This window comes from Streptomyces sp. NPDC001530 (assembly GCF_042894545.1).
Taxonomy (GTDB): domain Bacteria; phylum Actinomycetota; class Actinomycetes; order Streptomycetales; family Streptomycetaceae; genus Streptomyces.
This window is the reverse complement of record NZ_JBIAVS010000019.1, coordinates 186,167-202,769: the sequence shown is the minus strand read 5'-3', so window position 1 is coordinate 202,769 and position 16,603 is coordinate 186,167. Positions and strand designations below refer to the sequence as shown.

Annotated in this window: 11 protein-coding genes; 6 read left to right on the top strand and 5 right to left on the bottom strand. The window is 69.1% G+C overall.

Going from position 1 to position 16,603, the window contains the following annotated elements; all coding sequences use genetic code 11:
• Positions 1-101: 101 nt before the first annotated feature.
• Positions 102-1,040 (top strand): rhomboid family intramembrane serine protease, encoded by a 939-nt coding sequence (locus tag ACFY0T_RS35100; RefSeq protein ID WP_388879989.1) that lies wholly within the window; start codon positions 102-104, stop codon positions 1,038-1,040.
• A 340-nt stretch (positions 1,041-1,380) separates the two neighbouring features.
• Positions 1,381-2,289, top strand: coding sequence for a chitosanase (locus ACFY0T_RS35095; protein WP_388879986.1), 909 nt, complete (start codon positions 1,381-1,383; stop codon positions 2,287-2,289).
• Between the two features lie 86 nt (positions 2,290-2,375).
• Here ACFY0T_RS35095 and ACFY0T_RS35090 read toward each other — a convergent pair whose 3' ends face one another.
• The gene (locus ACFY0T_RS35090) at positions 2,376-3,455 is read right to left on the bottom strand and encodes a glycoside hydrolase family 113 (RefSeq protein ID WP_388879983.1); all 1,080 of its coding nucleotides are present in this window, start codon (positions 3,453-3,455) and stop codon (positions 2,376-2,378) included.
• 32 nt (positions 3,456-3,487) lie between these two features.
• Positions 3,488-5,329: a DUF2334 domain-containing protein gene (locus ACFY0T_RS35085; protein WP_388879980.1), complete on the bottom strand. Its 1,842-nt coding sequence runs from the start codon at positions 5,327-5,329 to the stop codon at positions 3,488-3,490.
• A gap of 349 nt (positions 5,330-5,678) precedes the next feature.
• Between ACFY0T_RS35085 and ACFY0T_RS35080 the strand changes: the two genes are divergently transcribed.
• The 4 genes from ACFY0T_RS35080 to ACFY0T_RS35065 all read left to right on the top strand — a co-directional run bounded on the left by ACFY0T_RS35080 (position 5,679) and on the right by ACFY0T_RS35065 (position 9,251).
• Entirely contained in the window at positions 5,679-5,855 is a 177-nt protein-coding gene (locus tag ACFY0T_RS35080; RefSeq protein WP_388879977.1) for a hypothetical protein, read from the top strand.
• A complete protein-coding gene (locus ACFY0T_RS35075; protein WP_388879975.1) occupies positions 5,845-7,089 on the top strand; it encodes a glycosyltransferase in 1,245 nt (414 codons plus the stop codon). Before ACFY0T_RS35080 ends, ACFY0T_RS35075 begins: the two co-directional genes overlap by 11 nt.
• Positions 7,090-7,386: 297 nt before the next feature.
• Entirely contained in the window at positions 7,387-8,550 is a 1,164-nt protein-coding gene (wecB, locus tag ACFY0T_RS35070; protein WP_388879972.1) for a non-hydrolyzing UDP-N-acetylglucosamine 2-epimerase, read from the top strand.
• Positions 8,547-9,251 (top strand): family 16 glycoside hydrolase, encoded by a 705-nt coding sequence (locus ACFY0T_RS35065; RefSeq protein ID WP_388879969.1) that lies wholly within the window; start codon positions 8,547-8,549, stop codon positions 9,249-9,251. Before wecB ends, ACFY0T_RS35065 begins: the two co-directional genes overlap by 4 nt.
• Before the next feature lie 117 nt (positions 9,252-9,368).
• Here the strand turns inward: ACFY0T_RS35065 and ACFY0T_RS35060 are convergent, their stop codons facing one another.
• From ACFY0T_RS35060 to ACFY0T_RS35050, 3 genes are all read right to left on the bottom strand, one after another.
• Positions 9,369-10,829: a glutamate synthase subunit beta gene (locus ACFY0T_RS35060; protein ID WP_388879966.1), complete on the bottom strand. Its 1,461-nt coding sequence runs from the start codon at positions 10,827-10,829 to the stop codon at positions 9,369-9,371.
• On the bottom strand, positions 10,822-15,414 hold the full coding sequence (gene gltB, locus ACFY0T_RS35055) for a glutamate synthase large subunit (RefSeq protein WP_388879963.1): 4,593 nt from the start codon (positions 15,412-15,414) through the stop codon (positions 10,822-10,824). Before gltB ends, ACFY0T_RS35060 begins: the two co-directional genes overlap by 8 nt.
• Positions 15,415-15,780: 366 nt before the next feature.
• Positions 15,781-16,512 (bottom strand): VIT1/CCC1 transporter family protein, encoded by a 732-nt coding sequence (locus ACFY0T_RS35050; RefSeq protein WP_388879960.1) that lies wholly within the window; start codon positions 16,510-16,512, stop codon positions 15,781-15,783.
• Between the last annotated feature and the right edge of the window lie 91 nt (positions 16,513-16,603).

The following is a 16,603-nucleotide window of genomic DNA, read 5'->3' as shown; positions in this document are numbered from 1 at the left end:
CCCCTACCGTCCCACCCCGCCACAGATGTTCGCTATTTTGTTCGCCGCCGACCCCACCGGCTGATCGTTCCCCCATCCCGTTGCATTCCGAGGAGCCGGCCGTGGAGCCCGAGTCCGCCGAGTCGACCGAGTCCGCCGTCACCACCTGCTATCGCCACCCCAAGGTGGAGTCCCATGTGCGCTGCACCCGGTGCGACCGCTACATCTGCCCGGACTGCATGCGCGAGGCGGCGGTCGGCCACCAGTGCGTGGAGTGCGTGAAGGAGGGCGCGCGCTCGATCCGCCAGGCCCGCACGGCCTTCGGCGGCCGGATCTCGACGGTGCCCGTAGTGACGTACACGCTGATCGGCCTCAATGTGCTGGCCTACCTCGCCGAGTTGGTGCGTTCGTCGGTGGTGGACCGGTTCGAGATGCTGGGCGCCGAGCTGGTGGGCCCGGACGGCGGGCACTACGTGTGGCAGGCCCCGTACCCCTTGGACTTCCACCCGATGGGGGTCGTCGACGGCGAGTGGTACCGGCTGCTGACCGGCGCCTTCCTCCATCTGCCGCCCACCGAGGGCACGTTCGGGATCCTGCACATCGTGATGAACATGGTCTCGCTGTGGAACATCGGCCGCGTCGTGGAGGCCCAGCTCGGCCGCGTCCGCTACCTCACCCTCTACCTGCTCTCGGCACTCGGCGGCTCCGTCCTCGTCCTGCTGATCGCTCCGGGCGACCACACCGTCGGCGCGTCCGGCGCGATCTTCGGCCTCGGAGCCGCGTACTACGTGATGGCGCGGCGGCTCGGCGCGGACATGCGGAGCGTCAACGGTTTCATGGGAGGCCTGCTGCTCTGGCTGCTGATCTCGGCGGCCTTCACCTCCTGGCAGGGCCACCTCGGCGGCCTGCTGGCGGGCGGCGTGGTCACACTGGCGTACGCGTACGCGCCCCGCGACCACCGCCGCACACCGATCCAGGCGGCGGCCTGCGCGGGGCTCCTGATCCTGCTGCTGGTGTCGGCGGCGGCCAAGGTGATGGAGCTGAAGAACGGCACGGCGTAGGACGCCCCCCACCCAAGATTGCGGGTCGGACCCATCCCACCCACCCCACGGCCCGCCCCCCGCGGTCGTAGACGCACGCCCCACCCACCCGCAGCCGCCCACGCACACCCATCGCCACCGCACACCCCCACCCACCCGCAGCCACCCACGCACGGGAGGGGCCGTGCCGGTACATCACATGCCCCGTCGCTTACGTGGTTGCCAGCAAGGGTGAGCCGTGGCAGCGCCCCGCACTGCGACCGGCGACGGGGCGGATGTACCGGCACGGCCCCGCCCCACCCACCGGCGGAAAGCGCACCGCCCCCGGCGGAAAGCACACCCCCGCCGTACGCTGTGCGCCATGAAACGCGCCGGTTGCCTCCTGTTCGCCGCTACCCCGCTCCTCGTGACGGCGGCGGTCTACTTCGTCACGCCCGAGCACAAGGACGCACAGGACGCCAAGGGCAGCACGTCCGCCGCGCAACAGGCACGCCAGGACGCCAAGGCGCACGCCGAGCGCACGGCCGAGCAGGCGGCCGACGACGAGCTGATCGCGGACCTGCCGCCCGGCCTCGCCGCCCCGGCCAAGAAGGAACTCGCCCAGCAGATCGTGGCGAGCGCCGAGAACTCCACCCTGGACTGGCGCAGCGCGTACGGCTACATCGAGGACATCGACGACGGTCAGGGCTACACCGCGGGCATCATCGGCTTCTGCACCGGCACCCACGACCTGCTCACCCTCGTCGAGCGCTACACCAAGGACCACCCGTCCAACGGCCTCGCCCGCTACCTCCCCGCCCTGCGCAAGGTCGACGGCACGGACTCCCACGAGGGCCTGGACGGCTTCCCGGCGGCCTGGAAGAAGGAGGGCCAGGTCCCGGCCTTCCGCAAGGCCCAGGACGCCGAACGCGACCGCGTCTACTTCGACCCCGCCGTCCGCCTCGCCAAACTCGACGGCCTCGGCACCCTCGGCCAGTTCATCTACTACGACGCCATGGTCCTGCACGGCCCCGGCACCAACGCCGACAGCTTCTACGGCCTCCGCGAACGCGCCGTGCGCGAGGCCGACCTCCCCTCCGAGGGCGGCAGCGAGAAGTCCTACCTCGACGTCTTCCTCGACATCCGCCGCAAGACCATGAAGTCCAAGAACCCGGACCGCGACACGACCCGCATCGACACCGCCCAACGACAGTTCCTGTACGACGGGAACCTGGATCTGCACACGCCGTTGGAGTGGAAGGTGTACGGGGAGACATACCGCGTGCCGTAACGCCTCACGGCGCGCCCACCTCTCCTCAACGCTTCCCGGCACCCCTCCTCAGCGCTTCTCAGCACCCCACCCCTCCTCAGCGCTTCTCAGGTACCCCACCTCTCCTTCAGCACCTCCTCCGCCGGTTTGCCGTGCGGGGTGTACGCGAGCTTCACCGGCGTCTCCCCGCTGTCAGGCCAGTCGTCCCACATCCACCAGCAGACCCCCGCCCACCACCGCCGGCCCTCGAAGGACTCCAGCAGCGCCCGGTAGGCGGCGGCCTGTTCGGCGTCCCCGGTGCGGTTGCTGACGGTCCACGAGTAGGGGGCGGTCGTGGTGCCGCGCTGGCTCACGTACCCCGCCTCGGTGAACAGGATCCGCCGGCCCTGCCGCGCCGAGAACGCGGCGAGGCTCTTCACGATCGGCTCCCAGGCGCGGCGCAGCCGGTCGGTGTCGTCCGTGGGCGCCGCGGACAGCGGCCAGTAGGCATCGATCCCGATGAGGTCGAGCGCCTTCCAGAAGCGGATCTTCTTGTACTCGTCGTAGTTGGCGGCGTACGTGAGCGGTCCGTCGTACCGGTCGCGGACCGCCTCGATGACCTCGTTCCAGGCCGCGCGATCGCCCGAGACGCCGGCCAGTTCGGTGCCGACCGCGAACTGCTCGGTGTCCGTGTCCGCCGCGAGGTCCGCGTAGTGGGTGATGAACTTCCGGTACGCGGTGAACCAGGCGGCCCGGTCACGGGGACGGATCTCCGCGCGGTCCACATCACCCGGCAGGTCCACATGCGGCTTGATCATCACCTTCAGGCCGGCCTGGTGCGCCCGGCGCACGATCCGGCGCAGGCTCGCGTCGCTCGCGGTCTCCTCCGTGGTGTGCAGGGCCGAGTCGCCCACGTGCGTCTGGTACCAGGTCGGGGTGAAGGTGACCCAGCGTGCGCCGGTCGCCCTGATGTCCCGCAGATACCCGGCCGCGGCGGGGCTGTCGTAGTCGGTGCGGTACCAGGAGGGCAGCGCGATGCCCCGCATGATCGACACCTTCCCGGCCTTCTCGGTCCTCTCGGTCCCCTCAGTCCCCTCAGTCCTCTCGCTCTTCTCGGCCTTCCCTCCGGAGCCGGAGCCGGAGCCGGAGCCGGAGCCGGACCCCGCCACCTGCGTGCAGCCCGTCACGGCGAGGAGGGCCGCTGCCACGGTGGCAGCGGCCCTCCTCAGGGCCTGTGCCCTCACAGGGCGGCCGGACTGACGAAGGTGTAGCCGAGGGCCTTGATCCCGGCGATCGTGTCCTTCAGCGGCTGGAGCGGGAAGTACGGGTGGTAGAAGAAGCTGGCGAATCCGTCCCGGACCGCGAGGTTGGCCTTGGCCGAGGCGATGAGATCGGCTGGCAGTCGCGGCGGGTGATTGTTGTACGCCTCCGGCTCGTAATTCCCGATATTCTCCGGAATCACTTTGGTCCCGTACACATCACGCACGACATACGGGAAGAACTGTCCGATGAATCGGTTCGGGTCCGATGAGGCACCGCTCAGAGTTCCCGCGAAATACAGCGAACGTTCGAGCCGGGCCGAGAAATTCGAACTGAACACCTTGTAGTCGGCGGCCGAGCCCGCGTAGTGCGGGGTGGTCCACAGCGTCGGCTTCGCCAGGCCCGCCGTGGTGAACTCGGCGAGCGCGGCGGTGACCCGGGCCTGGGCCCAGGCCGTCGAGTCCTCGGCGACCGGACCGTCGTAGACGACGTTGTCCGCGGCGTCCACATGGGCTCGGTAGAACTCGAAGTCGTCGCCGGTCACGCCGTTGTAGGGGTTGGCGACGGTGCCGTACTGGTGGGTGTATCCGTGGTCCATCAGGACCGCGCCCCGGTTGATCATGTACTTCAGTGCGCTGACCACCTGCGGCCGCTGCGAGAGCGTGATGGTCTCGGGAACGCCGTTGTTGTACGTGCCGTTCGGGTCGGTGTAGACGGGGATCACGTTGATGCCGTACGGGATCCGCTGGGAGTACAAGTAGTCGGCCATGGACCGCAGTTCGGCGGGGTCCGAGTCGGGGCTGATGTCCTCCAGGCGAACGATCGCCCGGTGCCGTTCGGCCGTGGTGGGCGCGAGGGCGTCGAAGAGCAGGTCCTCGAAGGCGATGACGCGGTCGCTCTCGGAGACGTAGGCGAACGGGATCTCACCGATGTACGTGAGGTTGGACGACCTGACCGCCCAGCCGAAGGTGTGCCCGTTCGAGGTGTCCAGGCCCTCCGCGAGCCGGGTGACCGCCGGATATCCCGTCCCCGTCAGGACGTTGGGGCGCAGCACGCCGCCGTCCTGCCCGGCGGGGATGTTCCGGGTGAGCGTCCGGCCCTTGTACGTCACCTGCGTCACGGTGCCGATGGATCCACCGTCCTCGTAGTACGACGTCGTCGGGTCCCAGCCGTACTTCTGGGTGAACTGGGCTACGCCCGCGGCGTTCGCCATGTTCCAGATGTTGGCGCCGATCCAGGTCACGGGTTTGGTGGTGGCCAGCGCGTCCTGGTAGAAGGCGGCCGGGATCGCGTCCGGGATGTCACCGCCGTAGTAGGTCGAGCCGATGTAGACCACGGCCGTGTACGAGTCGAGCATGCCCGCCGTGTACTGCTGGACCGGCTTGGCGGTCACGGTGCCGAAGTGCCCCGCGAGGTTGGCCGTGGCCATCGCGTACAGCTCGCCCAACTGCCCGTAGGGGCCTGCCGTGTCGTAGAGCACGAGCGTCGTCGGGTCGGCCTCGGCGGCCAGATCGGCGGCCGGCTTCAACGCGGCGGGCTCCAGCGCGGCCGGCTCGAGCAGGGCCGCCTGCTGTCGCAGGGCCGTGGCGGACGAGCGGGTGGACGTGGCCGACAATGTGGCGGCCGACAGGCCGGCCGTCCTCGTCCGGGGTGTGCCGTGGCGCCGTTCGTCGGCCTTGACCTGGGCCTTGGCCCAGCCCTTGAGGTCGACGCGGTTCATCCCGGAGGACGTGCCGCGGACCTCTCCGGGGTGTCTGCCGCGCCCCGCCGCCTGTGCGGACGCGGCCATGAAAGCGCCGCCCAGCAGGGCGGCGACGAGCATCAAGGCAATGGAGATCCTGGAGATTCCCCGTCGTCTCCCCGACGGGTAACACACTGGTCTCATGATCTTTCCCCCCACTTTGCCAATCATTGACAAAGGCTTTCTTCTTCCGAGAAGCCCCCGATTCTTGTGACGGTGCACAAGAGTGTCAATGGGCCAGTCGGTGAATTCCTAGGGGGCTATCAGACCCTGGCGAAGGGTCCCGTGTCGCCAATTTCCGATTACGCTTCTGGATGGCCTTCCACGTCTGCTACGTTCGCCTTCCACGCGTTGGGGACGCGTGGTGATAAGTGGGGGGACAATGTATGGACGACCCGCCTTGGGGGCTCTTCTGCCCTTGGCAGGAGGCATGGCCGCGCCGGAAGCGATACCCGGGATACCTTTGGCCAAAGCCTTGCAGGCTACCGCCGGACTCGGATTCCTGCTCTACTGCCTGACGGCCATTCTGATACTTCTGGCCAGGATACGGCTGCGCCGGCATGCACCAAAAGTGCAGGTCAACGCCGGGAGCAGCGATGATCGTTGAACTGCTGCTGTGGTCGAGCATCACCTTGATCGTGATGGCCGGCTGTTACAACACCAGCCTTTTTCTCCTCTCCAGGCGCAGAATACGCCGCGCACGCGCCCCGCGCAGAGAGCGCTTCTACGTATTCCTGCTCGCATGCCTCAATGAAGAGAAAGTGCTCTCCGAAAGCCTGGCACGCATCACCTCTCTGCCCGCCGGGAATTTCATGGCGCTCGTCATCGACGACGCGTCGGACGACCGCACCGGGGAGATCGCGCTCGCCGCCGATCCCGCCCTGGTCCGACTGCATCGGCGCACGCTGCCGAACGCGCGGCGGGGCAAGGGCGCCGCGCTCAACGACGGGGTGCGCCACCTCAGGGAGTCCGGCCTGCTCCTGGGCCGCGACCCCGACGACGTGGTCCTCTGCGTCGTCGACGCCGACGGACGGCTCGATCCGCACGTCGTCCAGTCGGTGGACCCGTACTTCGACGATCCCCGTACGGGCGCGGTTCAGGTCTGCGTCCGTATGTACAACCGGGGCGAGGGGCTCCTCGCCCGGATGCAGGACATGGAGTTCGTCGTCTACGGCGACGTCTTCCAGAGCGCGCGCCGCTTCATCGGCAGCGTCGGCATGGGCGGCAACGGACAGTTCATGAGGCTGTCGGCGCTCAACACGCTGGACGGCGACGGCCCGTGGAGCGACAGCCTCACCGAGGACCTCGACCTCGGGGTGCGGCTGCTCGCCAAGGGCTGGACGAACATGCACTGCACCACCGCCGCGGTGTCCCAGCAGGCCGTACTCGACCTACGACGGCTGGTCCGCCAGCGATCCCGCTGGTTCCAGGGCCACTTGCAGTCGGCGAACCTCGTCCCGCTCATCCTGCGGGAGGTCCCGACCAGGGCAGCGCTGGATCTGCTCTACCACCTGTCCAGCCCGGTACTCATCCTGCTCACCTCGCTACTGCCGCTCTCCTTCCTCGTCGCCCTGGGCGCCACCACCGTGGCCTCGCTCCAGGTGGGACACCCGCTCGTCTCGCCCATGTGGCTGCTCGGCCCGTATCTGCTCTCGTTCACCGCCGCGTACACCTACGGCTTCGTGTACGCCAAGCGCGAGCGCGACCTCGGCCTGGTGCGCTCGGTCCTCCTCGCGCACGTCTTCATCTTCTACGGCTACATCTGGTTCGCCGCCGGCTGGTGGGGGTTCTGGCGGATGCTGACCGGCAAGCGGGGCTGGCTGAAGACCGCCAGGACCTGAGCGCCGTCAGGACGTAAGTGCCGCCAGAAGGCAAGCACCGTCAGGACGTAAGGCACCGTCAGAAGGCAAGCACCGTCAGGACGTAGGCGCCGCCAGAAAGCAAGCACCGGCAGGACGTAAGCGCCGTCGGGATCCAAGCACCGGCAGGACCTGAGGAAGTCCGGGCCGCACCGAGGTTCCCGCGTGCCCACTCACCACCTCCTTCGCACTGCACCTCCTTCGTACTTCTCTCATCGCTCAACCCTGCTCTCTCATCACCCTCGCGCGACTGCGCTCGCGCATGCCCTAGGGGGGCTCATGTCCACACACCCGTCAGCCGTGCCCGTACGCGCCATGCTGGTGCTCGGCACCCGGCCCGAAGCGATCAAACTGGCGCCGGTGGCGCGCGCCATGACCACCAGCACGCAGTTCGAGCCGATCGTCGTCACCACCGGGCAGCACCGCGAGATGCTCCACCAGATGCTCGGGCTGCTGGGGGTCGACGTCAGGGTCGCCCTCGACGTGATGCGCAGCCGCCAGAAGCTGTCCGACCTGACCGCCCGCCTTGTCGGGGAACTGGGCGAGGTCATGCGGCAGCAGCGGCCCGACCTGGTCGTGGTGCAGGGGGACACCACGACCGCGCTCACCGGAGCCCTGGCCGCCTTCTACGAGAAGATCCCGGTCGCCCACGTCGAGGCCGGACTGCGTACCGGCGTGCTCGACAACCCCTTCCCCGAGGAGCTCAACCGCTGCCTCATCGGGCGGATCGCCCGCTGGCACTTCGCCCCGACGCCCCGCGCGGCCCGGCACCTCATGGACGAGGGCGTACCGGCGGAGCAGGTGTTCACCACCGGCAACACGGTGATCGACAACCTGCTGTGGGTGCTCGCCGAGGGCTCCGGGACCTCCGCGTTCCGCACCGGCGCCAAGCGCATCCTGGTGACCCTGCACCGCAGGGAGAACCAGGGCGAGCGAATGCGCGGTATGGGGCGGGCGCTCGGCCGGCTCGCCGAACGCGGGGACGTGGAGATCGTGCTGCCGCTGCACAAGAGCCCGGCCGTGCGGGAGTCCCTGCTGCCCGAACTCGAAGGCCGGGCAGGCATTTCGCTGATGGAGCCGCTGGACTACCTGGACTTCGCGGCGACGCTCGCCGAGTGCGATCTCGTCCTCACGGACTCCGGCGGTATCCAGGAGGAGGCCCCCAGTCTCAGCAAGCCCGCACTGGTGCTGCGCACCACCACCGAGCGCCCGGAGGCGGTGGAGGCCGGCGCGGCGCGGCTCATCGGCACGGATCCGGACGTGATCGAGGGTGCCGCGACCACGCTGCTCGACGACCCCGCCGAGTACCGGCGGATGGCGGGCGCGGGCAACCCGTTCGGCGACGGACAGTCCGCGGCCCGCGTACTGGCCCAACTGGCCGAGGACTTCGCCGCCGATGTGCCCGTCACGGTCGCCGCCCCGAGGCCATACTCGACGGCATGACCTCTTCGCCTCCGCGCCCCCGATGGCGGATTCCGCTGAGTCCGCCGGAGCGCAGGGGACGTGTCCTCGCCCTCCTGGCCCTGGCCGCCGCGCTGACCGCGGTGCTCACGATCATGCTGAGCCAGTGCCAGGGGGACGAGGCGCCGCCGACGGAGCCCTGGGCCGACGGCTCGACGCACGGCCGGTGGTTCTCGGTGTTCAACGGCCACGGCACCAACACCGGCGATGACAACGCCCTTTCCCTTTCGCCCAAGGCGGCCGAGGACCCTGGGACCACGCACGCCGGGCTGATCGTGAGCACGGCGTCGTACGGGGATCTTCGCTACGAGGCCCGGATGCGGACGGTCCGGCAGCTGCGCGACCCGAACCCCAACCCCTGGGAAGTGCCGTGGCTGGTCTGGGCGTACACCGACCCCGAGCACTTCTACTACATCACCCTCAAACCGAACGGCTGGGAATTGGGCAAACGGGACCCGGCCTACCCGGGCGGCCAGCGCTTCCTGGCGACCGGGCGGGAGAAGTACCCCGTGGGCAAGTGGTACGAGGTCGTGGTCGAACAGCGCGGTGCCGTACTGAAGGTGTCGGTGGGCGGCCACCCCTTGGTGACCTTCACCGACACCGAACGCCCTTATCCGCAGGGCAAGGTGGGCGCGTACACGGAAGACGCCACGGTGAAGTTCCAGGACTTGAAGGTGAGTTGACGACAAGCGGCGGCGCCTGCCAGGTCGTCCGGTCGGGGACAGTGAGGCAGGCGCCGTCTGGTGTTCCGTACGCCTTTGTACGGGACGTTTTTGAGTGACCGTCAGGTCACTGGGCCGTCAGACCATCAGCGAGCGGTCCGTCGGGCGGATCGGGGCCGGGAGGTCGCTCGCCCCGGTGAGGAAGCGGTCGACGCCACGGGCGGCCGAGCGGCCCTCCGCGATGGCCCAGACGATGAGGGACTGGCCGCGGCCGGCGTCACCGGCGACGTACACGCCGGGGACGTTCGTCGCGAAGTCGGCGTCGCGGGCGATGTTGCCGCGCGCGTCGAGCTCCAGGCCGAACTGGGAGACCAGGCCGTTCTCGACGTCCGTGCCGGTGAACCCCATGGCGAGGGTGACCAGCTGGGCGGGGATCTTGCGCTCCGTGCCCGGCTTCTGGGTCAGCTTGCCGTCGATGAACTCGACCTCGGCGAGGTGCAGCCACTGGACGTTGCCGTCCTCGTCGCCCTCGAAGTGGGTGGTCGACACCGAGTAGACGCGGTCGCCGCCCTCCTCGTGCGCGGAGGTGACCTTGTAGAGCATCGGGAACGTCGGCCAGGGCTGGCCCGGGTTCCGCTCCTCGCCCGGCCGCGGCATGATCTCCAGCTGCGTGACCGAGGCCGCGCCCTGACGGTGGGCGGTGCCCACGCAGTCCGCGCCCGTGTCGCCGCCGCCGATGACCACGACGTGCTTGCCCTCGGCCGTGATCGGGGGCGCCACGTAGTCGCCCTCCTGGACCTTGTTGGCCAGCGGCAGGTACTCCATCGCCTGGTGGATGCCCTTGAGCTCGCGGCCGGGGACCGGGAGGTCACGGGCGGTCGTCGCACCGGCAGCGATGACCACGGCGTCGTACCGCTTGCGCAGGTCCGTCGCCTTGAGGTCGCGGCCGATCTCGATGCCCGTACGGAAGCGGGTGCCCTCCGCGCGCATCTGCTCGATACGGCGGTTGATGTGCCGCTTCTCCATCTTGAACTCGGGGATGCCGTAGCGCAGCAGGCCGCCGATGCGGTCGGCGCGCTCGTACACCGCGACCGTGTGACCGGCGCGCGTGAGCTGCTGGGCGGCGGCCAGACCCGCCGGGCCCGAGCCGATCACCGCGACGGTCTTGCCGCTCAGGCGCTCGGGGATCTGCGGGGCGACATCGCCCGTGTCCCACGCCTTGTCGATGATCGAGACCTCGACGTTCTTGATGGTCACGGCGGGCTGGTTGATGCCGAGCACGCACGCCGACTCACAGGGAGCGGGGCACAGGCGGCCCGTGAACTCCGGGAAGTTGTTCGTGGCGTGCAGGCGCTCCGACGCGGCGGACCAGTCCTCGCGGTACGCGTAGTCGTTCCACTCGGGGATCAGGTTCCCCAGCGGACAGCCGTTGTGGCAGAACGGGATGCCGCAGTCCATGCAGCGCGAGGCCTGCTTGGAGATGATCGGGAGCAGCGAGCCCGGAACGTAGACCTCGTTCCAGTCCTTGACGCGCTCCTCGACCGGGCGGGTCCTGGCGACCTCGCGGCCGTGGTTCAGAAAGCCCTTGGGATCAGCCATTGGTCGCCGCCTCCATCATCTTCTCGGTGATCTCGGACTCGGGGAGTCCGGCTCGCTCGGCGGCGTCCTTGGCGGCGAGCACTGCCTTGTAGGTGCTGGGGATGATCTTGCTGAAGCGCTCCACGGACACGGACCACTCGGCGAGCAGCTTCTCGGCGACCGTCGAACCGGTCTCCTCCGCGTGGCGGCGCACCACATCGTGCAGCCACTGCTTGTCGGTGTCGTCGAGCTCCTCGACGGCGCCCACGTTGCCGACGTTCACGTTGTCGCGGTTGAGGTCGATGACGTACGCGATGCCGCCGGACATACCGGCCGCGAAGTTGCGGCCCGTCTCGCCGAGGACCACCGCGTGACCGCCGGTCATGTACTCGCAGCCGTGGTCGCCCACGCCCTCGGAGATCACCGTCGCGCCGGAGTTGCGGACGCAGAAGCGCTCGCCGGTGCGGCCGCGCAGGAACAGCTCGCCGCCCGTCGCGCCGTACGCGATGGTGTTGCCCGCGATCGTCGAGTACTCGGCGAGGTGGTCGGCGCCCCGGTCGGGACGGACGATCACGCGGCCGCCGGAGAGGCCCTTGCCGACGTAGTCGTTGGCGTCGCCCTCCAGGCGCAGCGTGACACCACGCGGCAGGAAGGCGCCGAACGACTGGCCCGCCGAGCCGGTGAAGGTGATGTCGATGGTGTCGTCGGGCAGGCCCGCGCCACCGAACTTCTTCGTCACCTCGTGGCCGAGCATGGTGCCGACCGTGCGGTTGATGTTGCGGATGGCGACCTGGGCGCGGACCGGCTGGGCGTCGGTCGCGGAGTCCGCGGCCAGCGCGTCGGCGGCGAGCTTGATCAGCTCGTTGTCGAGCGCCTTCTCCAGGCCGTGGTCCTGCTCGATGACCTGGTGGCGCACCGCGCCCTCGGGCAGCTCGGGCACGTGGAACAGCGGGGACAGGTCCAGGCCCTGCGCCTTCCAGTGGTCGATCGCCCGCGCCACGTCGAGGTGCTCGGCGTGGCCGACGGCCTCCTCGATCGAGCGGAAGCCCAGCTCGGCGAGGATCTCGCGGACCTCCTCGGCGATGAACCGGAAGAAGTTCACGACGTACTCGGCCTTGCCGGCGAACCGGTCGCGCAGCACCGGGTTCTGCGTGGCGATGCCGACCGGGCAGGTGTCCAGGTGGCAGACGCGCATCATGACGCAGCCGGAGACGACGAGCGGCGCGGTCGCGAAACCGAACTCCTCGGCACCGAGCAGCGCGGCGATGACGACGTCACGGCCGGTCTTCAGCTGGCCGTCGGTCTGCACGACGATGCGGTCGCGCAGGCCGTTGAGCAGCAGCGTCTGCTGGGTCTCGGCGAGGCCCAGTTCCCAAGGTCCACCGGCGTGCTTGAGCGACGTCAGCGGCGACGCGCCCGTACCACCGTCGTGACCCGAGATCAGTACGACGTCCGCGTGGGCCTTGGAGACACCCGCGGCGACCGTGCCGACGCCGACCTCGGAGACCAGCTTCACGTGGATGCGGGCCTGCGGGTTGGCGTTCTTGAGGTCGTGGATCAGCTGAGCCAGGTCCTCGATGGAGTAGATGTCGTGGTGCGGCGGCGGGGAGATGAGGCCCACGCCCGGGGTGCTGTGCCGGGTCTTGGCGACCCAGGGGTACACCTTGTGGCCGGGCAGCTGGCCGCCCTCGCCGGGCTTGGCACCCTGCGCCATCTTGATCTGGATGTCGTCGGCGTTGACCAGGTACTCCGAGGTCACGCCGAAGCGGCCGGAGGCGACCTGCTTGATCGACGAACGGCGCGCCGGGTCGTACAGCCGGTCCGCGTCCTCGCCGCCCTCACCGGTGTTGGACTTGCCGCCCAGCTGGTTCATGGCGATGGCGAGCGTCTCGTGGGCTTCCTTCGAGATGGAGCCGTACGACATGGCGCCCGTGGAGAAGCGCTTCACGATCTCGCTCGCCGGCTCGACCTCGTCGATGGAGATCGGCTGACGGTCCGACTTGAAGCCGAACAGGCCGCGCAGCGTCATCAGCCGCTCGGACTGCTCGTTCACGCGGTCCGTGTACTTCTTGAAGATGTCGTAACGGTTGCTGCGGGTCGAGTGCTGGAGGCGGAAGACCGTCTCCGGGTCGAACAGGTGCGGCTCGCCCTCGCGGCGCCACTGGTACTCGCCGCCTATGTCGAGGGCGCGGTGCGCGGGCGCGATGCCGGAGGCCGGGTAGGCCTTGGCGTGCCGGGCGGCGACCTCCTTGGCGATGACGTCGAGACCGGCGCCGCCGATCTTCGTGGCCGTGCCGTTGAAGTACTTCTCGACGAAGGCCTCGTCCAGGCCGACGGCCTCGAAGACCTGGGCGCCGCGGTAGGAGGCGACGGTCGAGATGCCCATCTTGGACATGACCTTGAGGACGCCCTTGCCGAGCGCGTAGATCAGGTTGCGGATGGCCTGCTCGGGCTCGATGCCCTGCAGGAAGGTGCCCGCGCGGACCAGGTCCTCGACGGACTCCATCGCCAGGTACGGGTTGACCGCCGCGGCGCCGAAGCCGATCAGGAGGGCCACGTGGTGGACCTCGCGGACGTCGCCCGCCTCGACCAGCAGGCCCACCTGGGTGCGCTGCTTGGTGCGGATGAGGTGGTGGTGGACGGCCGCGGTGAGCAGCAGCGAGGGGATCGGCGCGTGCTCGGCGTCCGAGTGGCGGTCCGACAGGACGATCAGCCGGGCGCCGTTCTCGATGGCGGCGTCGGCCTCGGCGCAGATCTCCTCGATCCGCGCGGCCAGCGAGTCGCCACCGCCGGAGACCCGGTAGAGACCGGACAGGGTCGCGGCCTTCATGCCGGGCATGTCACCGTCGGCGTTGATGTGGATGAGCTTGGCCAGCTCGTCGTTGTCGATCACCGGGAAGGGCAGGGTGACCGAGCGGCACGAAGCGGCGGTCGGCTCGAGCAGGTTGCCCTGCGGGCCCAGCGAGGAGCGCAGGGAGGTGACCAGCTCCTCGCGGATCGCGTCCAGCGGCGGGTTGGTGACCTGCGCGAACAGCTGGGTGAAGTAGTCGAAGAGCAGCCGCGGGCGCTCGGACAGCGCGGCGATCGGCGAGTCCGTCCCCATCGAACCGATCGGCTCGGCACCGGCCTTGGCCATCGGCGCGAGGATGACGCGCAGCTCCTCCTCGGTGTAGCCGAAGGTCTGCTGGCGACGGGTGACCGAGGCGTGGGTGTGCACGATGTGCTCACGCTCGGGAAGGTCGGAGAGCTCGATCTCGCCGGCTTCCAGCCACTCGGCATACGGCTTGTCGGCGGCGAGGCCGGCCTTGATCTCGTCGTCCTCGATGATGCGGTGCTCGACGGTGTCGACGAGGAACATCTTGCCGGGCTGGAGGCGGCCCTTGCGGACGACCTTCGCGGGGTCGATGTCGAGGACGCCGACCTCGGAGCCGAGGACGACGAGGCCCTCATCGGTGACCCAGTAGCGGCCGGGGCGCAGGCCGTTGCGGTCGAGGACCGCGCCGACCTGGGTGCCGTCGGTGAAGGTGACACAGGCCGGGCCGTCCCAGGGCTCCATCATCGTGGAGTGGAACTGGTAGAAGGCGCGCCGGGCCGGGTCCATGGAGTCGTGGTTCTCCCACGCCTCCGGGATCATCATCAGCACGGAGTGCGGGAGGGAGCGGCCGCCCAGGTGCAGGAGTTCGAGCACCTCGTCGAAGGAGGCCGAGTCGGAGGCGTCCGGCGTACAGACCGGGAAGATCCGCTCCAGGCCCTTGTCGCCGAAGAGGTCCGAGACGAGCTGGGACTCACGGGCGCGCATCCAGTTGCGGTTGCCCTTGACCGTGTTGATCTCGCCGTTGTGCGCGACGAAGCGGTATGGGTGGGCGAGCGGCCAGCTCGGGAAGGTGTTCGTGGAGAACCGGGAGTGCACGAGCGCGATCGCGGAGGCGAAACGGCGGTCGGACAGGTCCGGGAAGAAGGGCTCCAGCTGGCCGGTGGTCAGCATGCCCTTGTAGACGATGGTGCGCGCGGAGAGCGACGGGAAGTAGACACCGACCTCGCGCTCGGCGCGCTTGCGCAGCACAAAGGCCTTGCGGTCGAGCTCGATGCCCTCCGAGGCACCGTCGGTCACGAAGACCTGACGGAAGACGGGCATCGTCGAGCGGGCGGTGGCGCCGAGGAGTTCGGGGGCGACCGGGACCTCGCGCCAGCCGAGGACGGTGAGACCCTCGTCGGCGGCGATCGTCTCGATCCGTGAGACGGCGTCGGCGGTGCCGTCCTCGGGCAGGAAGGCGATGCCTACGGCGTACGAGCCGGCCTGCGGGAGCTCAAATCCGGCCACCTCGCGGAAGAAGGCGTCGGGAACCTGGGAGAGAATGCCGGCGCCGTCGCCGGAGTCGGGCTCGGAGCCGGTGGCACCGCGGTGCTCCAGGTTGCGCAGAACCGTGAGCGCCTGCTCGACCAGCGCGTGGCTCGCCTCGCCGGTGAGGGTAGCCACGAAGCCGACGCCACAGGCGTCGTGCTCGTTGCGGGGGTCGTACATACCCTGCGCAGCAGGGCGAGCATCCATGAAAGACCAGTTCTGGCCATTCGTGGAGTGCTGGGACGGCTGGCGCGGCGTACGCATCGGCTCTCCCGTCGTCGTCGTGGCATATGACATCTGCCGAGGGACGACGTTGGCCCTCTGCTGGGGGTGCAAAATTTCACGCAGGTTACATGATGGAGCGGTTCTCGGGAACCGGATACCGCGTTCCAACATGCGGACACCGCGGTGTCGCGGTGAGGTACCGCGCACGGCGGTGGAGTTAAGGGGACCTAAGCGGACAGATCAGTGGCCGTCGGCCCGATTCGCGGCAGGCTTCGTCGCCCGCTACGAGTGGTGCGGAGCAGGCGTCATTGCCCGCGGCGCTTACGGCTCATGCCCAGTGGTTAAGGAATCGAAACCGCCGAGTAACGGCTACTTATGCAGTCCCTTGCATAGGTGCTCGACGCATCATCCTACGGCCGTACCGAACAAGCTGCCCAGGACGTACGTCACACCCGCCGCGGCACCACCGAGAGCGAGCTGTCGCAGCCCGCTGAACCACCAGGACCGCGCGGTCACCTTGGCCACGATCGCGCCGCACGCGAAGAGCCCGATCAGCGCGAGCAGCAGCGCGGGCCACAGGGCGGTCGCGCCCAGCAGATACGGCAGCACGGGGAGCAGGGCGCCGAGCGCGAAGGAGCCGAAGCTCGACACGGCGGCGACGGTCGGGGAGGGCAGGTCGCCGGGATCTATGCCCAGCTCCTCGCGCGCGTGGATCTCAAGGGCCTGCTCGGGGTCGCGGGAGAGCTGCTGGGCGACCTCGCGCGCCAGCTCGGGATCGACGCCACGGGCTTCGTAGAGCGCGGCCAGCTCGCGCTCCTCATCCTTGGGGTGCTTGCGCAACTCCCGGCGCTCGACGTCGAGTTCCGCCTCGACGAGTTCGCGCTGCGAGGCGACGGAGGTGTATTCGCCGGCGGCCATCGAGAAGGCGCCGGCGGCGAGGCCCGCGAGTCCCGTGATGATGATCGTCTGGTGGGAGACGGACCCACCGGCGACACCGGTCATCAGGGCCAGGTTGGAGACGAGTCCGTCCATCGCTCCGAACACCGCTGGGCGCAGCCATCCGCCGTTCACATCCCGGTGGGTGTGGTTGTCGCGATGCGCCTCGTGCAGCGTCGCTTCGGTCTCGATGATGGCCATGCGGCCCCCCAGGGTTCTAAGGTAAGGCTAACTTTGGACAAGTTCCACTTTTCGACAACACCGAATTTACGCGTTTCATTTCCCTCTCGCC